This is a genomic window from Betaproteobacteria bacterium, assembly GCA_016720925.1.
Lineage (GTDB): Bacteria > Pseudomonadota > Gammaproteobacteria > Burkholderiales > Usitatibacteraceae > UKL13-2.
In genome coordinates, this window is sequence record JADKJR010000001.1 from 369,225 (window position 1) to 387,563 (window position 18,339).

Sequence of the window (18,339 nt, forward strand, 5' to 3'; positions counted from 1 at the left end):
AATCTCAAGGAGAGTCACATGCCGGTAATTACGATGACACAGGAGATGGCTACGCTTGGCAAGGACGTTGCGCTCGGAGTATGCGAGGAACTCGGCCTGGAGCAGGTGCGGCATGAGATCGGCGATATTGTGGCTGGCCGGATGCACGTGAAAAAAAGCCTCATTCGCCGTCTGCGGGAAGGCAAGGCCAATACTATCGAGCGTTGGGCGGCCGATGAAAAGACCATTTCAATATTTACCGCCGAAGAAATATTCGACCTTGCCGTCAAAGGCAATGTGCTGATACGGGGGTGGGGCGCGACACTATGGCTGCGCCCGGTTGCGCATATCCCGGCCATCAAGGTGTGCTCACCGATGGAACTGCGGGTGAAACGTCTGATGGCGCGGCTGGAAACCGATGATGAAAACCTCGCCCGCAAGGAAATCAGGGTGGACGATGCCGCACGCGCGGCACGAATGTCCGAGCATTTCGATGTTGAGTGGGGCGATCCGTCGCTGCTTGATCTGACAATGAACACCGAGCGTATCCCGGTTTCCAGTTGCGTCGACATGGTGGTGGCGCTGACGAGAAGCGCGGCTTTTACGGAGACTCCCGAGTCGCGCCAGCACCTGCTGGACCTGGCGCTTGCCACGCATGTTCGCGCCGCACTTCGTGCCCATGCCGACACGTCACACGTTGACGTGACCGTCGTGGCGGAAAAAGGGACCGTAATACTTTCCGGTATCGTGTCCAACCCGAAGGAGCGTGATCAGAGCACCGATGTCGCGGGTGCTGTCGCCGGAGTCACAAGGGTTGACAACCAACTGGGCACAATGACCGGCAGACCCGGCGCGCGCATATTTCCTTCCGGTAGTGTGCGCTGATTACCGCGCCAGAATCGCCTGCAGCTTGCCTTTTTGTTTCAGTCGCGACATTGTCTCCGCCGAGAGATTCAGATGCGAGGCCAACTCCTTCATCGGCACCCGTTCGTACAGATCGGGATGTTTGCGCAGGAATCTTTGCACCCGGCCGGCGGCGTCAAGCAAATGTAGTGTAATCGTGTGCGCCATCACCTCGGACATCAGATGCATGACTTCGTATTCAAAATCGTCTTTGGCGGAAGGGTGCTTGTCAAGAAATTCCACCCATTGTTCCATCGGCAGTTGCGCGACGCGGCACTTTACGACCGCACGGATGGTGTAGGGCGCCGGCGTGCGTAATCGCCATGCGGCATAACTGGTATCCATGTCGTCTTCCTTGGAAAAACGCAGGATCATTTCCTTGCCCTCCTGATTGGAGACGACTCGCTTCAGGATGCCTTCGAGAATAAAGTACTGCGCCATGTCGTGATCGCCTTGGCCCAGCAGCAGATCACCTTTCTTGTGGTCGGTGATGGTGAGGTGTTTTTCAAGTTCCGTAAACGCACGGGGTTTTAGTGTACGCAGCACGATGTTCTTGGCGAGTTGAGTGCGAATCTGGTCTCGTTGCGGGTGAGAAATGAGCAATGTCATGGTCGTCGGTCGGTATCGAAAAGTTGATATGGAACACACTATTGACAGGAATCAAGGCGTAACCATTTTGGCATTTTTTATGATGCGGGTACACAAGCGAAGATCAGCGATTTTCTGGTCTTGATCAAAATCAATAATGTCGTAATGTCCGAACCCTTCGGTCATGGACATTCACCAAGCGCTAACCGTCGAGGAGTTACATATGGGTACGAACGAAGCCCCCGCCATCTCAGGTGCAACCGCCGAAAATCCGGTTGGGTCGATCAGCGCTAGCCAGGAAATGACTGACGGTTTTCACCTGGTCATCGACGCCCTGAAACTCAATGGAATCACCACCATCTACGGTTTGCCTGGCATTCCAATTACGGACCTGACCCGCAAGTCACAGGCTGAAGGCCTGCGCGTAATTTCCTTCCGCCACGAGCAGAACGCTGGTAATGCCGCAGCTATCGCCGGTTTTATTACGCGGAAGCCCGGCATTTGCCTCACGGTGTCGGCGCCCGGCTTTCTCAACGGGCTGACTGCCTTGGCCAATGCCACCACCAACTGCTTCCCGATGATCCTGATCAGTGGCTCCAGCGAGCGCGAGATCGTCGACTTGCAGCAGGGGACTACGAAGAGATGGATCAGCTCGCGATTGCCAAGCCCTTGTGCAAGGCCGCCTTCCGCGTACTGCACGCTGAGGACATCGGGGTGGGCGTCGCGCGCGCGATTCGTTCTGCCTTGTCAGGCCGTCCGGGCGGTGTGTATCTGGACCTGCCGGCCAAGCTGTTCGCTCAGACCATGGATGCCGATGCCGGCAAGAAGTCGCTGATCAAGGTCGTCGACCCGGCACCGCGCCAGATACCGGCGCAGGACGCCGTCCAGCGCGCCCTTGAGTTGCTCAAAAGTGCCAAGCGCCCACTGATCCTGCTGGGCAAAGGGGCCGCGTACGCCCAGGCTGACGCAGATATCCGCGCGCTGGTCGAAAACACCGGCATTCCTTACCTGCCCATGTCCATGGCGAAGGGCCTGTTGTCGGACACGCATCCACAGTCGGCGGCGGCCGCGCGTTCCTACGTGCTGCCGGAAGCCGACGTCGTGGTGTTGATCGGCGCGCGCCTGAACTGGCTGCTCTCGCAAGGCAAGGGCAAGACCTGGGGCGGCAAGGATCACAAGGCCTGGGGCGGCCAGAAGTTCATCCAGATCGACATCTCGCCGACTGAGGCGGACAGCAATGTGCGCATCGATGCGCCGCTCGTCGGTGACATCGGTTCCTGCGTGTCGGCCTTGCTGACCGCGATCGGTAACAGCTGGGCCAAGCCCCCGGCCGAGTGGCTCACCGCCATCGCCGAGCGCAGGAACAGGAACCTCGCCAAGATGGCCGAGACCCTGGCGAAGGATCCGGCGCCAATGAATTACCACAGCGCGCTGAATGTGGTGCGCGACATCGTCAAGGCAAACCCGGACGCCATGCTGGTCAATGAAGGTGCGAACGCGCTGGACTTCACGCGCAGCATCGTGGACATGTACCAGCCGCGGAAGCGCCTGGACGTGGGCACGTGGGGAATCATGGGCATCGGCATGGGCTTCGCCGTGGCGGCCGCCGTGGAAACGGGCCTGCCCGTGATCGCCATCGAAGGCGACAGCGCCTTCGGCTTCTCCGGCATGGAAGTCGAAACCATCTGCCGCTACAATCTGCCGGTCTGTGTGGTCTTTAACAACAATGGCGTCTATCGCGGTACCGATATCAACCCGACCGGCGGCGCGGACGTGGCACCGACCGTATTCGTCAAGGGCGCGCGCTATGACAAATTGATGGAAGCTTTCGGCGGCATGGGCGTACATGCCACGACGCCGGCCGAGTTGCGCAAGGCAATGGAAGCGGCCATCCGTTCAAGGAAACCCACGCTCATCAATGCCGTCATCGATGAAACCGCCGGCACCGAAAGCGGCCGCATCACGAGCCTGAATCCGCAAAGCGCAAAAAAGAAGTAGTAAATAAATTTAATACGTGCGAAGGATGGCGGCTGACGGGTGCTGGATAATATTGAAGAAATTGTCAACTGTTTCCCGTCTCGCATCATCGTGAAGATCACAAGGAAAAAAGGAAAAGCATGGAAGCACTAAAAGGAATCCGCATTCTCGACATGACGCATGTGCAAGCCGGTCCGACCTGTTCGCAGTTGCTCGCGTGGATGGGGGCAGACGTCATCAAGTTTGAGCCGCCGCAGGGTGACGCGACGCGAGGCCAACTACGCGATGTGCCGGGTGCCGACAGCCTGTATTTCACGATGCTTAACTGCAACAAGCGCTCGATCACCGTCAATATGAAATCGGCAGAGGGCAAGGCGGTATTTGTCGATTTGCTAAAGCATTGCGACATCATCATGGAAAATTTCGGGCCGGGCGTGCTGGATCGTTTCGGTTTCACCTGGGAAAAAATTCACGAGCTCAATCCAAAGATTGTGATGGGTTCGATCAAGGGCTTTGGATCGTCGGGGCCGTACGCCGAATTCAAAGCCTACGAGAACGTCGCGCAGGCCATGGGAGGCTCCATGAGTACCACCGGGACACCAGATGGGCCTCCGTTTGTCACCGGCGCGCAAATCGGCGACTCCGGCACTGGGTTGCATCTGGCGATCGGGCTACTGGCGGCGTTGCACCAGGCCAATCGCACAGGGGAAGGCCAGTATGTGGAAGTGGCAATGATGGATGGCGTGATGAACCTGTGCCGCGTGAAATTCCGCGATCACCAGCGGCTCACGCGGCAGGCGCTGTCCGAGTATTCCGTGCCAACCTACCAGAACATGGGGGATGTACCGCGTGCCGGCAACGATTCCGGCGGGGGCCAGCTCGGCAACGCCATTCACTGCAAACCCCAGGGTCCGAACGACTGGATCTACGTCGTCGTGCAGGAGGCGGTGTGGGTGGCGCTCGCCAGCCGTGTCGGTCCCGAGCTGGGCATGCCGGATCTCGCCACCGACCCGCAGTTTTCCACCATCGGTGAACGCCGCAGGAATCAGCAGCTGATGTGGACGCTGCTCAACAAATTTGCGTCGCACTACACCAAGCGCGAAGTGATGGCGATCCTCAATCCCATCGACGTACCTTGTGGACCCATCATGTCCACCGAGGACCTCGCTACCGATGAACATGTGCGTGGGCGCGAGATGTATGTCGAACTCGATCATCCGCAACGCGGCAAATGGTGGAACGTCGGCATGCCGATCAAGTTGTCTGCATCACCGGCAAAAATCGAGCGTTCGCCATTGCTGGGTGAGCATACGGATGATGTGCTGAAGAGTGTGCTGGGGTACGACGACGCGAAGATAGCAGCAATGAAAACGGCAGGGGCTTTCTCGTTGCCGCCGAAGAAATAGCACCGGGCAACTCCCTTTTTTGGCCGTCGTTCCCGCCCAGCGTGGCCCCTGTGGCCATTCGCGCGAATGATGAAGCTTGAGAATTGTGAAGAGACTCAAACAGTCCTGCGCTTGGCAAAGCTTTCAGCAAACTCCAGCGCTGGCGAGCATCGCAGGCCATAAATGCTCCAGAAACCGCACCAGTGCTGGAGGTTGAGCGGGGAATTCGTCCGGCATGCCGGATGCACGCGAAACGGTTGCCCGATGCAGCGGGCAACGCGAACTGCAAGTTTACGTTTCAAATTGAATTTTTTCGGAGAATGAAATGAAAATCGCCATCATCGGCCAACAAGACTTTGGCAAAGCCGTCCTCGAAGCATTTCTCGCGCGCGGCGATGAAGTTGCCGGCGTGTTCTGCGCGCCGGAAAAGGAAGGCGCCAAGCCGGATCCCTTGCGCGTGGCCGCGCAGGAGAAAGGCCTAAAAACATTTCAATTGCCATCGCTGAAAGGCGCGGATGCGGTCCAGGCGATGCGCGACCTCAATGTCGATATCGGCATCATGGCGTTCGTGCTGCAATTCGCCCCACAGGATTTTGTGACGGTCCCGAAACACGGCACTATCCAGTATCACCCGTCGCTGTTGCCGAAATTTCGTGGGCCATCGTCGATCAACTGGCCGCTTATCAAGGGCGAGGCCAAAACCGGCCTGACGATCTTCCGCCCGAATGATGGTCTGGACGAGGGCGAAGTGGTTCTGCAAAAAGAAACGCCAATCAGTGAGAACGACACGCTGGGCACAGTTTACTTTGACCGGCTGTTCCCGATGGGGGTTGCGGCCATGCTCGAAGCGGCGGATCTGGTCGTGGCCGGCAAACATAAGCAAGTCGTTCAGGATGAATCACAAGCAAGTTATGAAGGCTGGTGCAGGGCGGCAGAAGCGAAGGTCAATTTCAACAACCACGTCGACTACATCCATAACCTGATTCGCGGCTGCGATCCCGCGCCAGGCGCCTGGACGACGCTGGGAGGAAAGAAAGTGCAGTTGTTCGGCAGCAAGAAACACCTGGTGCGGACCTTTGGCGCGGTAAAGGGCAAGCCGGGCGAGATTACGTCAATCTCCGATGTAAGCCTGTTTATCACCGCGCAGGGCGGTCAGCTCGAGATCAGCAAACTCAAGCACGAGGATGGCAAGAAGTTGTCTGCCTCGGAATTTGCCGCCAACCATGGTGTTGCGGTGGGTACATTGTTCGGCACCTGAATCCACGATCACGGAACGCAAGGCAATCCGATCAAGCCATTGCCCAATGCGCAACGGCTTTTTTTGTACCTGAATGAGGGTATCAGGCATTTTTTGCTTTCTTGCTACAATCGCACGCATCGCATAGTTCTCGCCGCGATCGCGGCAAGGGGAGAGAATGAAAAAGTCGGGGTTTTGGACCAAGGACTGGTTTTTCGGAGTGTTGATTGTCATCGTCGTTCTTGGCATTCACCTGGCGACCGGTTTCTTCAAGGTGCTGGATACCAAAGCCTACGACTGGGGTGTTGGTGCGACGTCGAAGATTGCATCGGACAAAATCGCAGTGATCACCATCGATGAACAATCGATCGGGAACCTTGGCCGCTGGCCCTGGTCGCGAGAGATTCACGCGGCGATGATCGACAAGCTGGCCGATGCGAAGGCAAAAGTAGTCGGCCACACGGTTTTCTTCTTTGAGCCACAGAAAGATCCGGGCCTGCTTTACATCAACAAGCTGCTCGAGGTCTATAACAAGAACGTGGCGCCGCCCGCGCCGGAAATTTCGCCCGCGGCGGGGGCGACATTGTCTGCCGCCCCGGTCGCGGGTGTCCCAGCCAATGCGGCGCTCGCTGAATTGGCGCCGATACTGGCCGATGCCGAGCAAGCCCTGAATACCGACCGCCGTCTGGCGGACAGCATCAAGAAAGCGGGCAACGTTGTTCTTCCGATGAATCTGGGCGCCAGTGTATTCCCGCCAAATGGCAAGTCCGGCATCAAGTTGCCGGACTTCGTCAAATCAAACATTATTCCAGGTGCCGTGTCGGCAATATTTGCCGGCGATGAACCGGGTTTCCCGATCGAGCAACTCGGCAACGTTGCGGCGGCGGTCGGCGATTTGAGTCTGATCACGGACGATGATGGCGGTGTGCGTCGCGATATTACGACGGTGGATTTTTCTGGCGCCAGCTATCCATCCCTGGCGCTGACAATCGCGGCAAGAAGTTTGAATCTGGGCGCCAGGGATATCAAGGTGACGCCGGGCGAAAGTGTCACGGTTGGCAACTTGCGCATCGTCACGGACGATCTCGGATTGATGTTTCCGTATTTCTACAAGGATGCGGGCAACAAACCGGCGATGCCGGAAGACTCATTTTTCGACGTATACAGCGGAAAAATTCCCGCGTCGAAATACAAGGACAAGATCGTCCTGATTGGCGCAACCGCCGCCGGTGTCGGCACGCGCACCGTGACACCGATCGGTCTGCTGAGTCCGGTGCAGACCATCGCGCATTCCGTCTCGTCGATCCTTCAGCAGCACTTCTTCCGCACGCCGATCTGGGGCGCTTGGGTGATGCTGGCGGCATTTGTGCTGGTCGCGGCATACCTGATTGCGCTGTTGCCGCGATTGCGTGCCGGCCCGGCAGCGATGTTTACGCTAGCGATTCTGCTTGCTTTGTTTGGGTCCCATTTCGCCCTGATGATGGGTCCCGGTATCTGGGTGAAGTTGATGTTACCGGCAGCGTTGCTGGTGATCGGCCATCTCTTGCTGACCACCAAGCGTTTCCTGATGACCGAGCGCGGCAAGGAACAATCCGAAGCTGCCGGTGCCGAATCGAATCGCATGCTCGGCCTCGCGTTCCAGCAACAGGGGCAGCTCGATATGGCCTTCGACAAGTTTCGCAAATGCCCGGTGGACGAGCAGCTGATGGAAAACGTCTACTCTCTGGCGCTGGATTTCGAACGCCGCCGCCAGTTCAACAAAGCCGAATCCGCGTTTTCATTCATCCACCAGAACGAACCGAAGTTCCGCGACGTGGCGGAGCGCATGAATCGTGCCAAGACCATGTCAGAGACCATCATTCTGGGCGGCTCCGCCGGGGCGCGATCGAATGCCGCCACCATGGTGCTGTCGGGCACGGGTGAGAAACCGATGTTGGGCCGCTATCAGGTGCAAAAGGAACTCGGCAAAGGTGCGATGGGCGTGGTCTACCTCGGGAAGGACCCGAAGATCGGTCGCGAAGTGGCGATCAAGACCATGGCGCTCGCGACTGAATTTGAAGGTGACGAGTTGCAGGAAGCCAAGGACCGCTTCTTCCGCGAGGCAGAATCGGCCGGCAGGCTCGATCACCCGAACATCGTGCGCATTTTTGATGCCGGTGAGGAACACGATCTGGCGTTTATCGCCATGGAATTCCTTAAAGGCAAGGACCTGGTATCCCACACCAAGCATCCCAACCTGCTGCCGTTCAATGAAATGTGCGACATCATGATCAAGGTGGCGGAAGCGCTGAATCACGCTCATTCGCAGGGCGTATATCACCGCGACATCAAGCCCGCCAACATCATGTATGACGCCGAGTCCAAGGTGGCGAAAGTTGCGGACTTCGGTATTGCGCGCGTCACCGATTCGTCAAAGACCAAGACCGGCATGATTTTGGGCACGCCGTCATACATGTCGCCGGAACAACTGGCAGGCAAGAAAATCGATGGCCGCTCGGATCTTTTTTCGCTGGGCGTCACGTTTTATCAACTGGCCTGCGGCCGCCTGCCCTTTGAAGGCGAGTCAATGACCCAACTGATGTTCGCCATTGCCAACGAACAGCAGCCCGACATCCGCGAATACAACCCATCCTTGCCACCGTGGGTAAAAGATTTCGTCGACCAGGCGCTGGCAAAGAATTATGCGGATCGTTTCCAGACCGGGGCGGAATTCGCTGCGGCGATCAGGAGTTACCGGCAAACAGGTTGAACCGTGAGGGATTGACCCGGTTGTCGTAGCATCGTTGCAGCGCAGCGTAATGGAGGAACAACCTCAGCAATACCCTGAACCAATTTCGAACCAGGATTGCACCCGGCAGGAATGCCTGCCGGGCTTCAACCAGGTTTCAGACTGAAGTTCGCCGTTGGGCGCGCCATTAGTTTCTATAATGTTGCTTTGCAACAACGAAACCGCACCATGCCGCTATCCCCGCCCGCTGTACCCCGTCAATCCCTGCATCGCCGCAACATCACGCTTCGTGGCTACAAGCGCGAAGATGGCCTGTTCGATATCGAAGGCCATCTCCACGACAGCAAGGATGTCGATTTCAGGTTGGCCAATGGCTTGCTTTCCGCGGGTGAGCCCGTCCACTCGATGTGGCTGCGCATCACCATCGACGCGACCCTGACCATCGTCGACGCGGAAGCAGCCAGCGACGCGACGCCATATCCAGGTGATTGCGATCAGATTGCGCCGGATTACCGGAAACTGATCGGCCTCGCCATCCGCCCGGGCTTCACCGACCGCGTGCGGAAGCGTTTGGGCGGCGTCCATGGCTGCACCCACATTACCGAGCTGGTCGGGTCGCTGGCCACGACGGCCTTTCAAACCATGGCCGGCCAGGGGCTGCAGAATCCCGACCAGAAGCCGTTTCAGCTTGATCGATGTCATGCATTGCGGACCGATGGCCCGACAATCGCACGCTTTTACCCAAAGTGGTATCGCGGTGAGCTAACGGATGTGGCACACGCCGCGGAACCCGAAAACCACTGAAACCACCTGCCCCGGGACCGCGCTGCTGGTAAAATATAGTGTTTTCAAATTTGCCACGTCGCCTCACGCGCTCACTTTCGTCCGCACTCCTCCCTTCCACCAGATTGGAAATTCCGCATGAACGTACATGAATACCAAGGCAAGGAAATCTTGCGCAAATACGGGGTCGCGACGCCGCGCGGCATTGCCTGTTTTTCCGTTGACGAAGCCGTCAAGGCCGCTGAAACGCTGGGTGGCAAAGTCTGGGTGGTGAAGGCCCAGATCCATGCCGGCGGGCGCGGCAAGGGCGGTGGCGTCAAGGTTGCCAAATCGATCGCCGAAGTGCGTGATTATGCTTCGAAGATCCTCGGCATGACGCTCATCACCCACCAGACCGGCCCGGAAGGCCGCCTCGTGAAGCGCCTGCTGGTTGAAGAGGGCGCCGACATCAAGAAAGAGTTGTATGTAGGCATGGTGGTCGATCGCGCCTCGCAGCGCGTGGTACTGATGGCCTCCAGCGAAGGCGGCATGGATATCGAACACGTCGCCGAGCACACGCCTGAGAGAATTTTCAAGGTCGCCATCGACCCGGTCACAGGGCTATCAACCGCTGCGGCGGAGGATGTCGCCCGCAAGATTGGTGTCCCCGAGCAGGCTGTCGCCCAGGGCGCTGCATTCATGCAGTCGCTGTATAAAGCGTTCGATGAATGCGATTGCTCACTGGCCGAAATCAATCCGCTGATTTACACCGGCGATAACAAGGTCCTGGCGCTGGACGCCAAGCTCAACTTCGATTCCAACGCGCTCTATCGCCATCCGGAAATCGTCGCCATGCGCGATCTGGATGAAGAAGATCCGGCCGAAATCGAAGCCTCCAAGTTTGACCTCACCTACATTTCGCTCGACGGCAATATCGGCTGCCTGGTCAACGGCGCCGGTCTCGCGATGGCAACGATGGACGTGATCAAGCTCTACGGCGGCTCCCCCGCCAACTTCCTCGATGTCGGCGGCGGCGCCACAACGGAAAAAGTGACCGAAGCGTTCAAGATCATGCTGAAGAACCCGAACCTGAAAGCGATCCTGGTCAATATCTTCGGCGGCATCATGAAGTGCGACGTGATCGCCAACGGCGTCGTCGCCGCGGCGCGCGAAGTGCACCTGCAAGTGCCGCTGGTGGTGCGCATGAAGGGGACCAACGAGGACATCGGCAAGCAGATCCTGAAAGACTCCGGCCTTCCGATCATCTCCGCGAACAACATGGCTGAGGCGGCCGAACGCGTCGTCGCTGCTGCCGCAAACCAAAAAGCAGGGTAAATAATCATGTCAATCCTCATCAACAAAAATACGCGGGTGATCACCCAGGGCATCACCGGCAAGACGGGCATGTTCCACACCAAGATGGGCAAGGAATATGCGAATGGCGCCAACTGCTACGTGGCGGGCGTGACGCCGAAAAAGGGCGGCCAGAATTATGAAGGCATTCCGATTTTCGAAACCGTGAAAGAAGCCATGGCGCAGACCGGTGCAAATGCGTCGGTAATTTACGTGCCGCCGCCTTTTGCCGCTGCCGCAATCGATGAAGCCGTGGACGCGGGCATCGAACTGGTGATTTGCATCACCGAAGGCATTCCGGTGCGTGACATGATCCGCACCCGAAAGAGAATGGAAGGCAAGAGCACCATCCTCGTCGGACCGAACTGTCCCGGCGTGATTACGCCCGATGAAATCAAGATCGGCATCATGCCCGGCCACATCCACAAGAAGGGCCGCATCGGCGTGGTCTCGCGTTCCGGCACGCTGACCTATGAAGCGGTCGGCCAGTTGATGGACCTGGGCCTCGGCCAGTCCACCTGTGTAGGCATCGGCGGTGATCCGGTGAACGGATTGAAGCACATCGATATCCTGAAGTTATTCAACGACGATCCTGAAACCGATGCCGTCATCATGGTGGGCGAAATCGGTGGCGACGCCGAGGAAACCTGTGCGCGCTGGGTCAAGGATCACATGAAGAAACCGGTGGTCGGCTTCATCGCCGGCGTTACCGCCCCACCCGGCAAGCGCATGGGTCACGCAGGCGCCATCATCTCCGGCGGCAAGGGTACCGCGCAGGAGAAGCTCGCAGTGATGGAAGAGTGCGGCATCAAGGTCACGAAAAATCCGGCCAAGATGGGCGAGCTGTTGAAATCGGTCCTGTAACCCGCGCGACATCACGATGGAAAGAGCCGCACATGCGGCTCTTTTTTTGGTGGCATCAGTTTCGGTGTGTGGCCGACCCCGGCAAACGCGCGGGCCTAGTGATGCTGAGGCCTGCAAGGCCACCGGAGCAGGCTTCCATGCCGATTACACATGGTGTTATGGTGGCGATGAGTTCAAGCAACTGGTCGCGACGAATGCTCGGCCCCACCAATGCCACCTTGCCAAACTCGTCCACGTATGCACCGCGAAGACATTCTTGGCAAGATCAATTCCCAGAGTGATAATCTTCATGACTTCCCCTTTCGAGTTTATTGATGAGTGACTGCATCACCATCTTGGCACTTCGATGCCGTGCGACTTCACTGCCGCTTGCTCGGGACGGGGAAGTCCCTTTCATTCGTTAGGCCGCACAGGAGATCCCGTCATGTCGAAACAGTTCTGGCCTGCGTTGGCCGTCATTGCGCTTTTGCCATTGGCCTGCGTCTCAGCCGATTTCGCTGCGGTCAAGCCCACTCCCCGCGTTGAGTACTGGGAAACGCGCCTGCGACAGATCAACGACTACGTCGCCAATCGGGCATCGTTGCCTCAGGTGAAACTTCTGTTCGTCGGCGACTCAATAACTGACTTCTGGCTACTCGACGATAACCCCTGGGTCAAAGGGCAGAAGTTTGGCCGTCGAGTTTGGAACGAATCCTTCAATTCCGCCGGTTCAGCGAACTTTGGTCTGAATGTTGGCATCTCAGGAGACCGTACGGAACACGTCTTGTACCGCCTGCTGCCGAGTTCCAAAGGTGGCATTGGACAGATCGACGCGCCTGAGCTTGATCCTGAGTTCATCGTGTTGATGGTTGGAATCAACAATACCTGGGCCCCCGAAGAACCCGTTCAGGACAGCGTATTTGAAGGCGCCAGCGCTGTCGTCCGGGCGCTGGAAGAGCGAAAGCCAAGGGCAAGAATCATCCTGCAATCATTGCTACCACTGGCTGAAGCCGCCAAGAACCGCGATATTGTTCGTCCAGTTAACGTTCGCCTCCAATCACTCGCAGCGAGTCGGCCGGCTAAATGCATCCTCTATCTTGACCTCTATTCATCCTTTGTCGAACGAACGGGTGATCAGATCGGCAGGTACTTCAACGATGGGATTCACCCGAACGAGGCCGGTTATCGCGTCTGGCGAGATCAACTTGTTGCATTTCTTGAGGTTGCCCGCAAGTCAAGCGGTGCGACGCAATGTCATTAGCATGCCGGTCCCGGCTATGTTTTCTATGTCGCGCGGAGGCGCTGCCAATTCGTCGCTCAAGATTTCTCCCTTCGGTCGCGGGACCGCGCAAAAGCGCGGCGCCCTGTTGCCTTTGTCGATGAACCAGAATACTGTTTTTTGAAAACCATCATCCCGAGCCGGAAGGCTACTTGGGATTACCTGTTTAAGTTGCATTGCGATGCCAAGTCGTTGACCGCCTGATCTACGTTCCTGAAGGTACTGGCAGCATCGTGAAAGCAGGGAGCGTCCCTGCGCCGCGTCGATAAACACAAGCACTGGTGCGGTTCATAGGCAAAAAAGGCCCGGAAGTGCGCGCCAGTGCTTGAGTTTGTGCCTGCGATAGCGTCAACATGGCAGCGCTGCCATGCAAGCGCAGAGACTGGTGGTATCGTTGCCTTCGTCATCGCTTTGTCAGCGCCGTCGAACTTACCCTGAAAGCGTATTCGTGCCGCCCACCCCGCCCACCCCGCCGACCTTAACGCTGGAAATACTCAATGCCGCCGCGCCGGCGGCCTTCGTGGACATGCTCGCCGGCACCTATGAGCATTCGCCGTGGATCGCCGAACGTGCCGCCACGCGACGGCCTTTCCGCAGTCTGGCCGCGCTCAAGCGGGCGCTGGTCGATGCGGTGCGGACTGCCGGGCGCGACGCCCAGCTGGCGCTGATCCGCGCGCACCCGGAGCTTGCGGGCAAGGCGATGGTCGCGAATGCGCTTACGGCCGAATCGAACATCGAGCAATCGAGGGCTGGCCTGACCGCATGCACGCCCGAAGAATTCGCCCGTATCCGGCAGCTCAACGCCGACTACCACGCGCGCTTTGGCTTTCCGTTCATCCTCGCCGTGCGCGGACCGCGCGGGTCGGGCCTGCGCAAAGCAGAAATCATTTCCACGTTTGCGCGCCGGCTGAAAAGCCACCCGGATGACGAAATCGCCGAGTGCCTGCGCAATATCCATCGCATCGCCGAAATCCGCCTCGATGACAAGTTCGCGCAGGCACCCGACCTCGGCAATCAGATCCTCGACTGGGCCGACGCGCTGGCCGTGCATAGCGATCCGGGGTTTGCCGAACGCGGCGAACTCACGGTCACGTACCTGACCGATGCGCATCGCGCGGTGGCCGGCCAACTGGCGCAGTGGATGCGCGACTGCGGATTCGACGAGGTCACGCACGACGCTGTCGGGAATGTGGTCGGCGTCTACTATGGCGCAGATCAGACAGCAAAGCGCCTGCTGACCGGCAGCCATTACGACACCGTGCGCAATGGCGGCAAGTATGACGGCCGCCTCGGTATCCTCGTGCCGATGGCGTGCGTGCGCGAGCTGCATCGCAGCGGACGGCGCCTGCCGTTCGGACTGGAAGTCGTCGCTTTTGCCGAGGAGGAAGGACAGCGCTACAAGGCTGTGTTCCTGGGCTCGGGTGCGCTGACCGGCCATTTCGATATGCGCTGGCTCGAGCAGAAGGACGCCGATGGCATCGCAATGCGCGAGGCCATGTTGAAAGCCGGCTTGCGGATCGAGGACATCGCGGCACTCAAGCGGGACGCATCGAAGTACCTGGGCTTCGTTGAAGTGCACATCGAACAGGGCCCGGTGCTGAATGAACTGGACCTGCCGCTCGGCATCGTGACCTCCATCAACGGCAGCGTGCGATACGTGGGAGAAATCATCGGGCTGGCCAGCCACGCCGGCACCACGCCGATGGACCGTCGCCGTGATGCGGCCACCGCGTGCGCGGAATTGATTCTATATGCCGAGTCACGAGCACGCGACGAACCGCATCTGGTCGCGACTGTCGGCTTGCTCGAAGTACCGAACGGCTCCATCAATATCGTGCCCGGACGATGCAAATTCAGCCTTGACATTCGCGCCACGACCAACGACGTGCGCGATGCCTGCGAGGCCGATGTTCGCGCCGAACTGGCGCGAATTTGCGCGCAACGCGGGTTGCACTTCACGCTTGAGGAAACGCTGCGCATCGCGGCGGCGCCGAGTGCGCCGGACTGGCAACGGCGTTGGGAGCAGGCGGTTGACGCGCTGGGGCTGCCCATCCATCGTATGCCAAGCGGCGCCGGTCACGACGCCATGAAGATGCACGAAATCATGTCGCAGGCGATGCTGTTCCTGCGCGGACTCAACGCCGGCATCAGCCACAATCCGCTGGAGGCGATCACCAACCATGACGCCGATTTATGCGTGCGGGCATTTCAGAACTTGCTTGAGCAGCTCGCTTGAACTCCGCCAAGCGCTATTAAACGACTGTAATTCTGGTGTGGTGGCGATCCGGTAGGCTCACCCGCGAACGTGTGGCGACCTTCAGGCGACCCCGGATTCGCGAAACGCACTCCATGCCGCATCGACCGCCGCACCGCGCGTGCCGCGATGACCCTCCGCGGCCAACACCGCTTCAAATGCCGATAGCGTCGTCATCACGCAATCCGGCCGCGCGTTGTAACCCATGGTGCCGATGCGCCAAATCTTGCCATGCAGTTTTCCGAACGATGAACCGATCTCGATGTTAAATACTTTCAACATCGCCGCGCGTACCTTGTCACCGTTGATGCCTTTCGGAATGATCACGCCGGTGATGTTAGGCATCTTGGTGGCCTTGTTGCCGAACACTTTCAGTCCCATCGCTTCCACGCCCGCGACCATTGCATTGCCACAAGCCCTGTGACGATTCGCGACCGCATCATGCCCTTCAGCGACAAATAGCCTTGCGCATTCACGGCTGGCATAGAGCATCGAGGTCGCTTCGGTGTGGTGATTCAGCGCCTGGTCCGACCAGTAATCCATGATCATCGCGAGGTCGAAATAATTGGATTGAATGCGCCGCCCCGCGCCCGGCACATAGTCCTTCGGCCGCAATCCTTCCTCAATATGACGCCGGCGATTGATCGCCGCCGCCATCGCATCCGAGAATGGTGATCGGTGCCGCACCGGACGGGCCCATCAGACATTTCTGCAATCCTGCCGTTACGCAATCGATCTGCCAGGCATCCACCGGCAGGCGCGCACCGGCGATTGACGCGGTGGCATCAACCTGCAGGAACACGCCGTGCTCGCGGCAGATTTTGCCGATATGTTCCAGCGGCTGCAACATCGTGGTCGAGGTATCGCCCTGACACAACGCCAACAATTTCGGCCGGTGCAATTTGATTGCGGCTTCAATCTGCTCCGGCGAAAACACGGTTCCCCATTCAGCCTCGATCACCTTTACATCCGCGCCGACGCGATGCGCAATCTCGGTCTTCAATTGCCCGAAGCGCCCGAAGCTCGCTACCAGCACGCGCTCGCCGGGTTCGATCAGCGAGACCATCACGCACTCGATCGCCGAGCGCGCGGTGCCGTCGATGACCAGCGTCCATTCGTTCTTCGTTTCGAACACCTGGCGATACAACGCCATGGCTTCTTTCATCGCGTTGCGGAAATGCGGATCGAACTGGCCGAGCACGTGCGTGCCAAGCGCGCGTAACACGCGTGGGTCGCAATTGATCGGGCCGGGGCCCATCAGCAGGCGCGGCGGGGGAGCGATTTCTTCGAGCATGGAAATATGGGCAGGGGAGTTGAATGGATCGGGAAAGATTACCAGCATTGTGGCGGGATGACATGGGCACGGCGAAAGAATCTCGATATAGTGGAGGCGATGCAAACGTGCGGAGCTGCCCAGGAAAATGAACACCGCTGATATAGACAAGCTCGTCGCCGCCTCACTGCCGGCACTCGGCCTGCCCAACGATGAGGCTACGCGCAGGGGCGTCGCCAGCCACCTCACGCGCCTGTCCGCCATGGCCGAACTGGTGATGAGCATGCCGCTGGCGGATGACCTTGAAACCCCCTCCACTTTCAAGCCATGAGCGATGTCGTACTGAGTGCGACGGAAACCGCCCAGGCGATTCGCGAAGGATGGCTGAGCGCAGCGGCGGCGGTCGACACGTCACTCGCGCGTATCGCCGAATCGGAGCCCGGTATCAAGGCCTTCACCGGCGTCTGGGCCGATGAAGCGCGTGCAGCCGCCGCGAAAGTCGATGCCCTGCGCACAAGCGGAGCCACCTTGCCACCGTTGGCCGGCGTTCCCTTTGCGGTCAAGGATTTGTTCGATGTCGCCGGGCATGTCACGCTGGCCGGCAGCAAAATAAACCGCGATAACGCACCGGCGACCGACGATGCTTTTCTGGTCGCGCAACTGAAACGTGCCGGCGCCATCTGCATCGGCGCCACCAACATGGGCGAATACGCCTACGATTTCGTCACCGAGAATGCGCACTACGGCGCCACGCACAATCCACATCGCCACGGCTACACGGCGGGCGGCTCCTCAGGGGGATCGGCAGCGGCTGTCGCATCAGGTGAAGTGCCGCTGGCTTTGGGTTCGGACACCAACGGTTCCATCCGCGTGCCGGCCTCGCACTGCGGAATCTATGGTTTGCGCCCCACGCATGGACGATTGTCGCGGCGCGGGGCATTCCCTTTCGTGGCCAGCATCGATAACGTTGGACCGTTCGCGCGCAATCTCGACGATCTGGCGCTGGTGTTCGATGCGTTGCAGGGGCACGACGCGCACGACGGCAATCAGGGTGAATCGGTGCCGGTGCCGGCGGTGGCGTCGATGCGTCTCGAGCGCGGATTGCGCGTGGCGCGACTCGACGGGTTCTTCGTGGAAAATGCCACGGCCGAGGTCACGGGTGCGGTGCAGGATTTCTGCGATGCAGTGAATGTCACGCGTACGGTGACATGGCAGCAGGTCGATATCGCGCGCGCGGCGGCATTCATGATTTCCGCGGCCGAAGGCGGCGCGCTGCACCGGCAACGCCTGCGGACGCGCGCAGCGGATTTTGAATTGGATCGCGCCCATCGCCTGATGGCGGGCGCCATGCAGCCTGCCGCGTGGGTGGCGCAAGCACATCGTTTCCGCAGTTGGTTTCGCGAGCATGTGCGCGAAAGCCTTCGCTATGTCGACATCCTGATTGCGCCCGCCACGCCGTGGCCCGCGCTGCCACACGGTACGGCCATGGCGGAACTCAATAGGCGTGAAGTGCCCGCGGCGGCCAGCGGTGGCCTGCTCACGCAGCCAATCAGCTTCATCGGGTTGCCGGTCATTTGTGCGCCGCTGCCGCGTGCCGCCGGGCAATTGCCGATCGGCGTGCAATTGATTGCCGCGCCGTGGCGGGAAGATCTGCTATTTACGTTTGCAGCGATGGCGACGCGCGAGGGCGCGTTGGCCGGCTGAAAAAAAGGCCGTGACGGCGCGACGTAGCGACGTAGCGACGTATTGGCTGTGGCATAGTTTCAATGAGGCGCGCG

Annotated in this window: 12 protein-coding genes and 3 pseudogenes; 12 read left to right on the forward strand and 3 right to left on the reverse strand. The window is 59.1% G+C overall.

Translation table 11 applies throughout. From position 1 onward, the window contains the following. The first annotated feature begins 18 nt into the window (after nucleotides 1-18). The gene (locus IPP88_01810) at nucleotides 19-864 is read left to right on the forward strand and encodes a cytidylate kinase family protein (GenBank protein MBL0121502.1); all 846 of its coding nucleotides are present in this window, start codon (nucleotides 19-21) and stop codon (nucleotides 862-864) included. Here the strand turns inward: IPP88_01810 and IPP88_01815 are convergent, their stop codons facing one another. After that, on the reverse strand, nucleotides 865-1,491 hold the full coding sequence (locus tag IPP88_01815; GenBank protein ID MBL0121503.1) for a Crp/Fnr family transcriptional regulator: 627 nt from the start codon (nucleotides 1,489-1,491) through the stop codon (nucleotides 865-867). A 202-nt stretch (nucleotides 1,492-1,693) separates the two neighbouring features. Here IPP88_01815 and oxc point away from each other — a divergent pair. The 7 genes and pseudogenes from oxc to sucD all read left to right on the forward strand — a co-directional run bounded on the left by oxc (nucleotide 1,694) and on the right by sucD (nucleotide 11,776). Further along, nucleotides 1,694-3,468: pseudogene (gene oxc, locus IPP88_01820) on the forward strand (oxalyl-CoA decarboxylase). A gap of 119 nt (nucleotides 3,469-3,587) precedes the next feature. Then, entirely contained in the window at nucleotides 3,588-4,853 is a 1,266-nt protein-coding gene (gene frc, locus IPP88_01825; GenBank protein ID MBL0121504.1) for a formyl-CoA transferase, read from the forward strand. A gap of 304 nt (nucleotides 4,854-5,157) precedes the next feature. Then, entirely contained in the window at nucleotides 5,158-6,090 is a 933-nt protein-coding gene (locus tag IPP88_01830) for a methionyl-tRNA formyltransferase (GenBank protein ID MBL0121505.1), read from the forward strand. A gap of 157 nt (nucleotides 6,091-6,247) precedes the next feature. After that, a complete protein-coding gene (locus tag IPP88_01835; GenBank protein ID MBL0121506.1) occupies nucleotides 6,248-8,818 on the forward strand; it encodes a CHASE2 domain-containing protein in 2,571 nt (856 codons plus the stop codon). Between the two features lie 207 nt (nucleotides 8,819-9,025). Continuing rightward, nucleotides 9,026-9,601: a DUF2889 domain-containing protein gene (locus IPP88_01840; GenBank protein MBL0121507.1), complete on the forward strand. Its 576-nt coding sequence runs from the start codon at nucleotides 9,026-9,028 to the stop codon at nucleotides 9,599-9,601. A gap of 117 nt (nucleotides 9,602-9,718) precedes the next feature. Further along, nucleotides 9,719-10,894, forward strand: a complete 1,176-nt coding sequence (gene sucC, locus IPP88_01845; GenBank protein MBL0121508.1) for an ADP-forming succinate--CoA ligase subunit beta — start codon at nucleotides 9,719-9,721, stop codon at nucleotides 10,892-10,894. Between the two features lie 6 nt (nucleotides 10,895-10,900). Beyond that, nucleotides 10,901-11,776: a succinate--CoA ligase subunit alpha gene (gene sucD, locus IPP88_01850; GenBank protein ID MBL0121509.1), complete on the forward strand. Its 876-nt coding sequence runs from the start codon at nucleotides 10,901-10,903 to the stop codon at nucleotides 11,774-11,776. A gap of 98 nt (nucleotides 11,777-11,874) precedes the next feature. On the opposite strand, the pseudogene IPP88_01855 reads toward sucD, so the two are convergent. Next, nucleotides 11,875-12,067, reverse strand: a pseudogene (locus IPP88_01855) (IS110 family transposase). Nucleotides 12,068-12,200: 133 nt separating this feature from the next. On the opposite strand from IPP88_01855, the gene IPP88_01860 reads away from it, so the two are divergent. Continuing rightward, nucleotides 12,201-13,016 (forward strand): hypothetical protein, encoded by an 816-nt coding sequence (locus IPP88_01860; GenBank protein MBL0121510.1) that lies wholly within the window; start codon nucleotides 12,201-12,203, stop codon nucleotides 13,014-13,016. A gap of 385 nt (nucleotides 13,017-13,401) precedes the next feature. Further along, complete coding sequence (gene uraD / locus IPP88_01865) at nucleotides 13,402-15,270, forward strand: 2-oxo-4-hydroxy-4-carboxy-5-ureidoimidazoline decarboxylase (GenBank protein ID MBL0121511.1); 1,869 nt, start codon at nucleotides 13,402-13,404, stop codon at nucleotides 15,268-15,270. Nucleotides 15,271-15,351: 81 nt separating this feature from the next. Here the strand turns inward: uraD and IPP88_01870 are convergent. Then, nucleotides 15,352-16,582, reverse strand: a pseudogene (locus IPP88_01870) (alanine--glyoxylate aminotransferase family protein). A 127-nt stretch (nucleotides 16,583-16,709) separates the two neighbouring features. Here IPP88_01870 and IPP88_01875 point away from each other — a divergent pair. Further along, a complete protein-coding gene (locus tag IPP88_01875) occupies nucleotides 16,710-16,892 on the forward strand; it encodes a DUF4089 domain-containing protein (GenBank protein ID MBL0121512.1) in 183 nt (60 codons plus the stop codon). After that, nucleotides 16,889-18,265, forward strand: coding sequence for an AtzE family amidohydrolase (locus IPP88_01880; GenBank protein ID MBL0121513.1), 1,377 nt, complete (start codon nucleotides 16,889-16,891; stop codon nucleotides 18,263-18,265). Before IPP88_01875 ends, IPP88_01880 begins: the two co-directional genes overlap by 4 nt. The last annotated feature ends 74 nt before the right edge of the window (nucleotides 18,266-18,339 follow it).

What these genes read in the sequence shown, in the direction of transcription:
- IPP88_01810 (MBL0121502.1), top strand. Translation starts at nt 19, where the DNA reads ATGCCGGTAATTACGATGACACAGGAGATGGCTACGCTTGGCAAGGAC.
- IPP88_01815 (MBL0121503.1), bottom strand. Translation starts at nt 1,491, where the DNA reads ATGACATTGCTCATTTCTCACCCGCAACGAGACCAGATTCGCACTCAA.
- frc (MBL0121504.1), top strand. Translation starts at nt 3,588, where the DNA reads ATGGAAGCACTAAAAGGAATCCGCATTCTCGACATGACGCATGTGCAA.
- IPP88_01830 (MBL0121505.1), top strand. Translation starts at nt 5,158, where the DNA reads ATGAAAATCGCCATCATCGGCCAACAAGACTTTGGCAAAGCCGTCCTC.
- IPP88_01835 (MBL0121506.1), top strand. Translation starts at nt 6,248, where the DNA reads ATGAAAAAGTCGGGGTTTTGGACCAAGGACTGGTTTTTCGGAGTGTTG.
- IPP88_01840 (MBL0121507.1), top strand. Translation starts at nt 9,026, where the DNA reads ATGCCGCTATCCCCGCCCGCTGTACCCCGTCAATCCCTGCATCGCCGC.
- sucC (MBL0121508.1), top strand. Translation starts at nt 9,719, where the DNA reads ATGAACGTACATGAATACCAAGGCAAGGAAATCTTGCGCAAATACGGG.
- sucD (MBL0121509.1), top strand. Translation starts at nt 10,901, where the DNA reads ATGTCAATCCTCATCAACAAAAATACGCGGGTGATCACCCAGGGCATC.
- IPP88_01860 (MBL0121510.1), top strand. Translation starts at nt 12,201, where the DNA reads ATGTCGAAACAGTTCTGGCCTGCGTTGGCCGTCATTGCGCTTTTGCCA.
- uraD (MBL0121511.1), top strand. Translation starts at nt 13,402, where the DNA reads ATGCAAGCGCAGAGACTGGTGGTATCGTTGCCTTCGTCATCGCTTTGT.
- IPP88_01875 (MBL0121512.1), top strand. Translation starts at nt 16,710, where the DNA reads ATGAACACCGCTGATATAGACAAGCTCGTCGCCGCCTCACTGCCGGCA.
- IPP88_01880 (MBL0121513.1), top strand. Translation starts at nt 16,889, where the DNA reads ATGAGCGATGTCGTACTGAGTGCGACGGAAACCGCCCAGGCGATTCGC.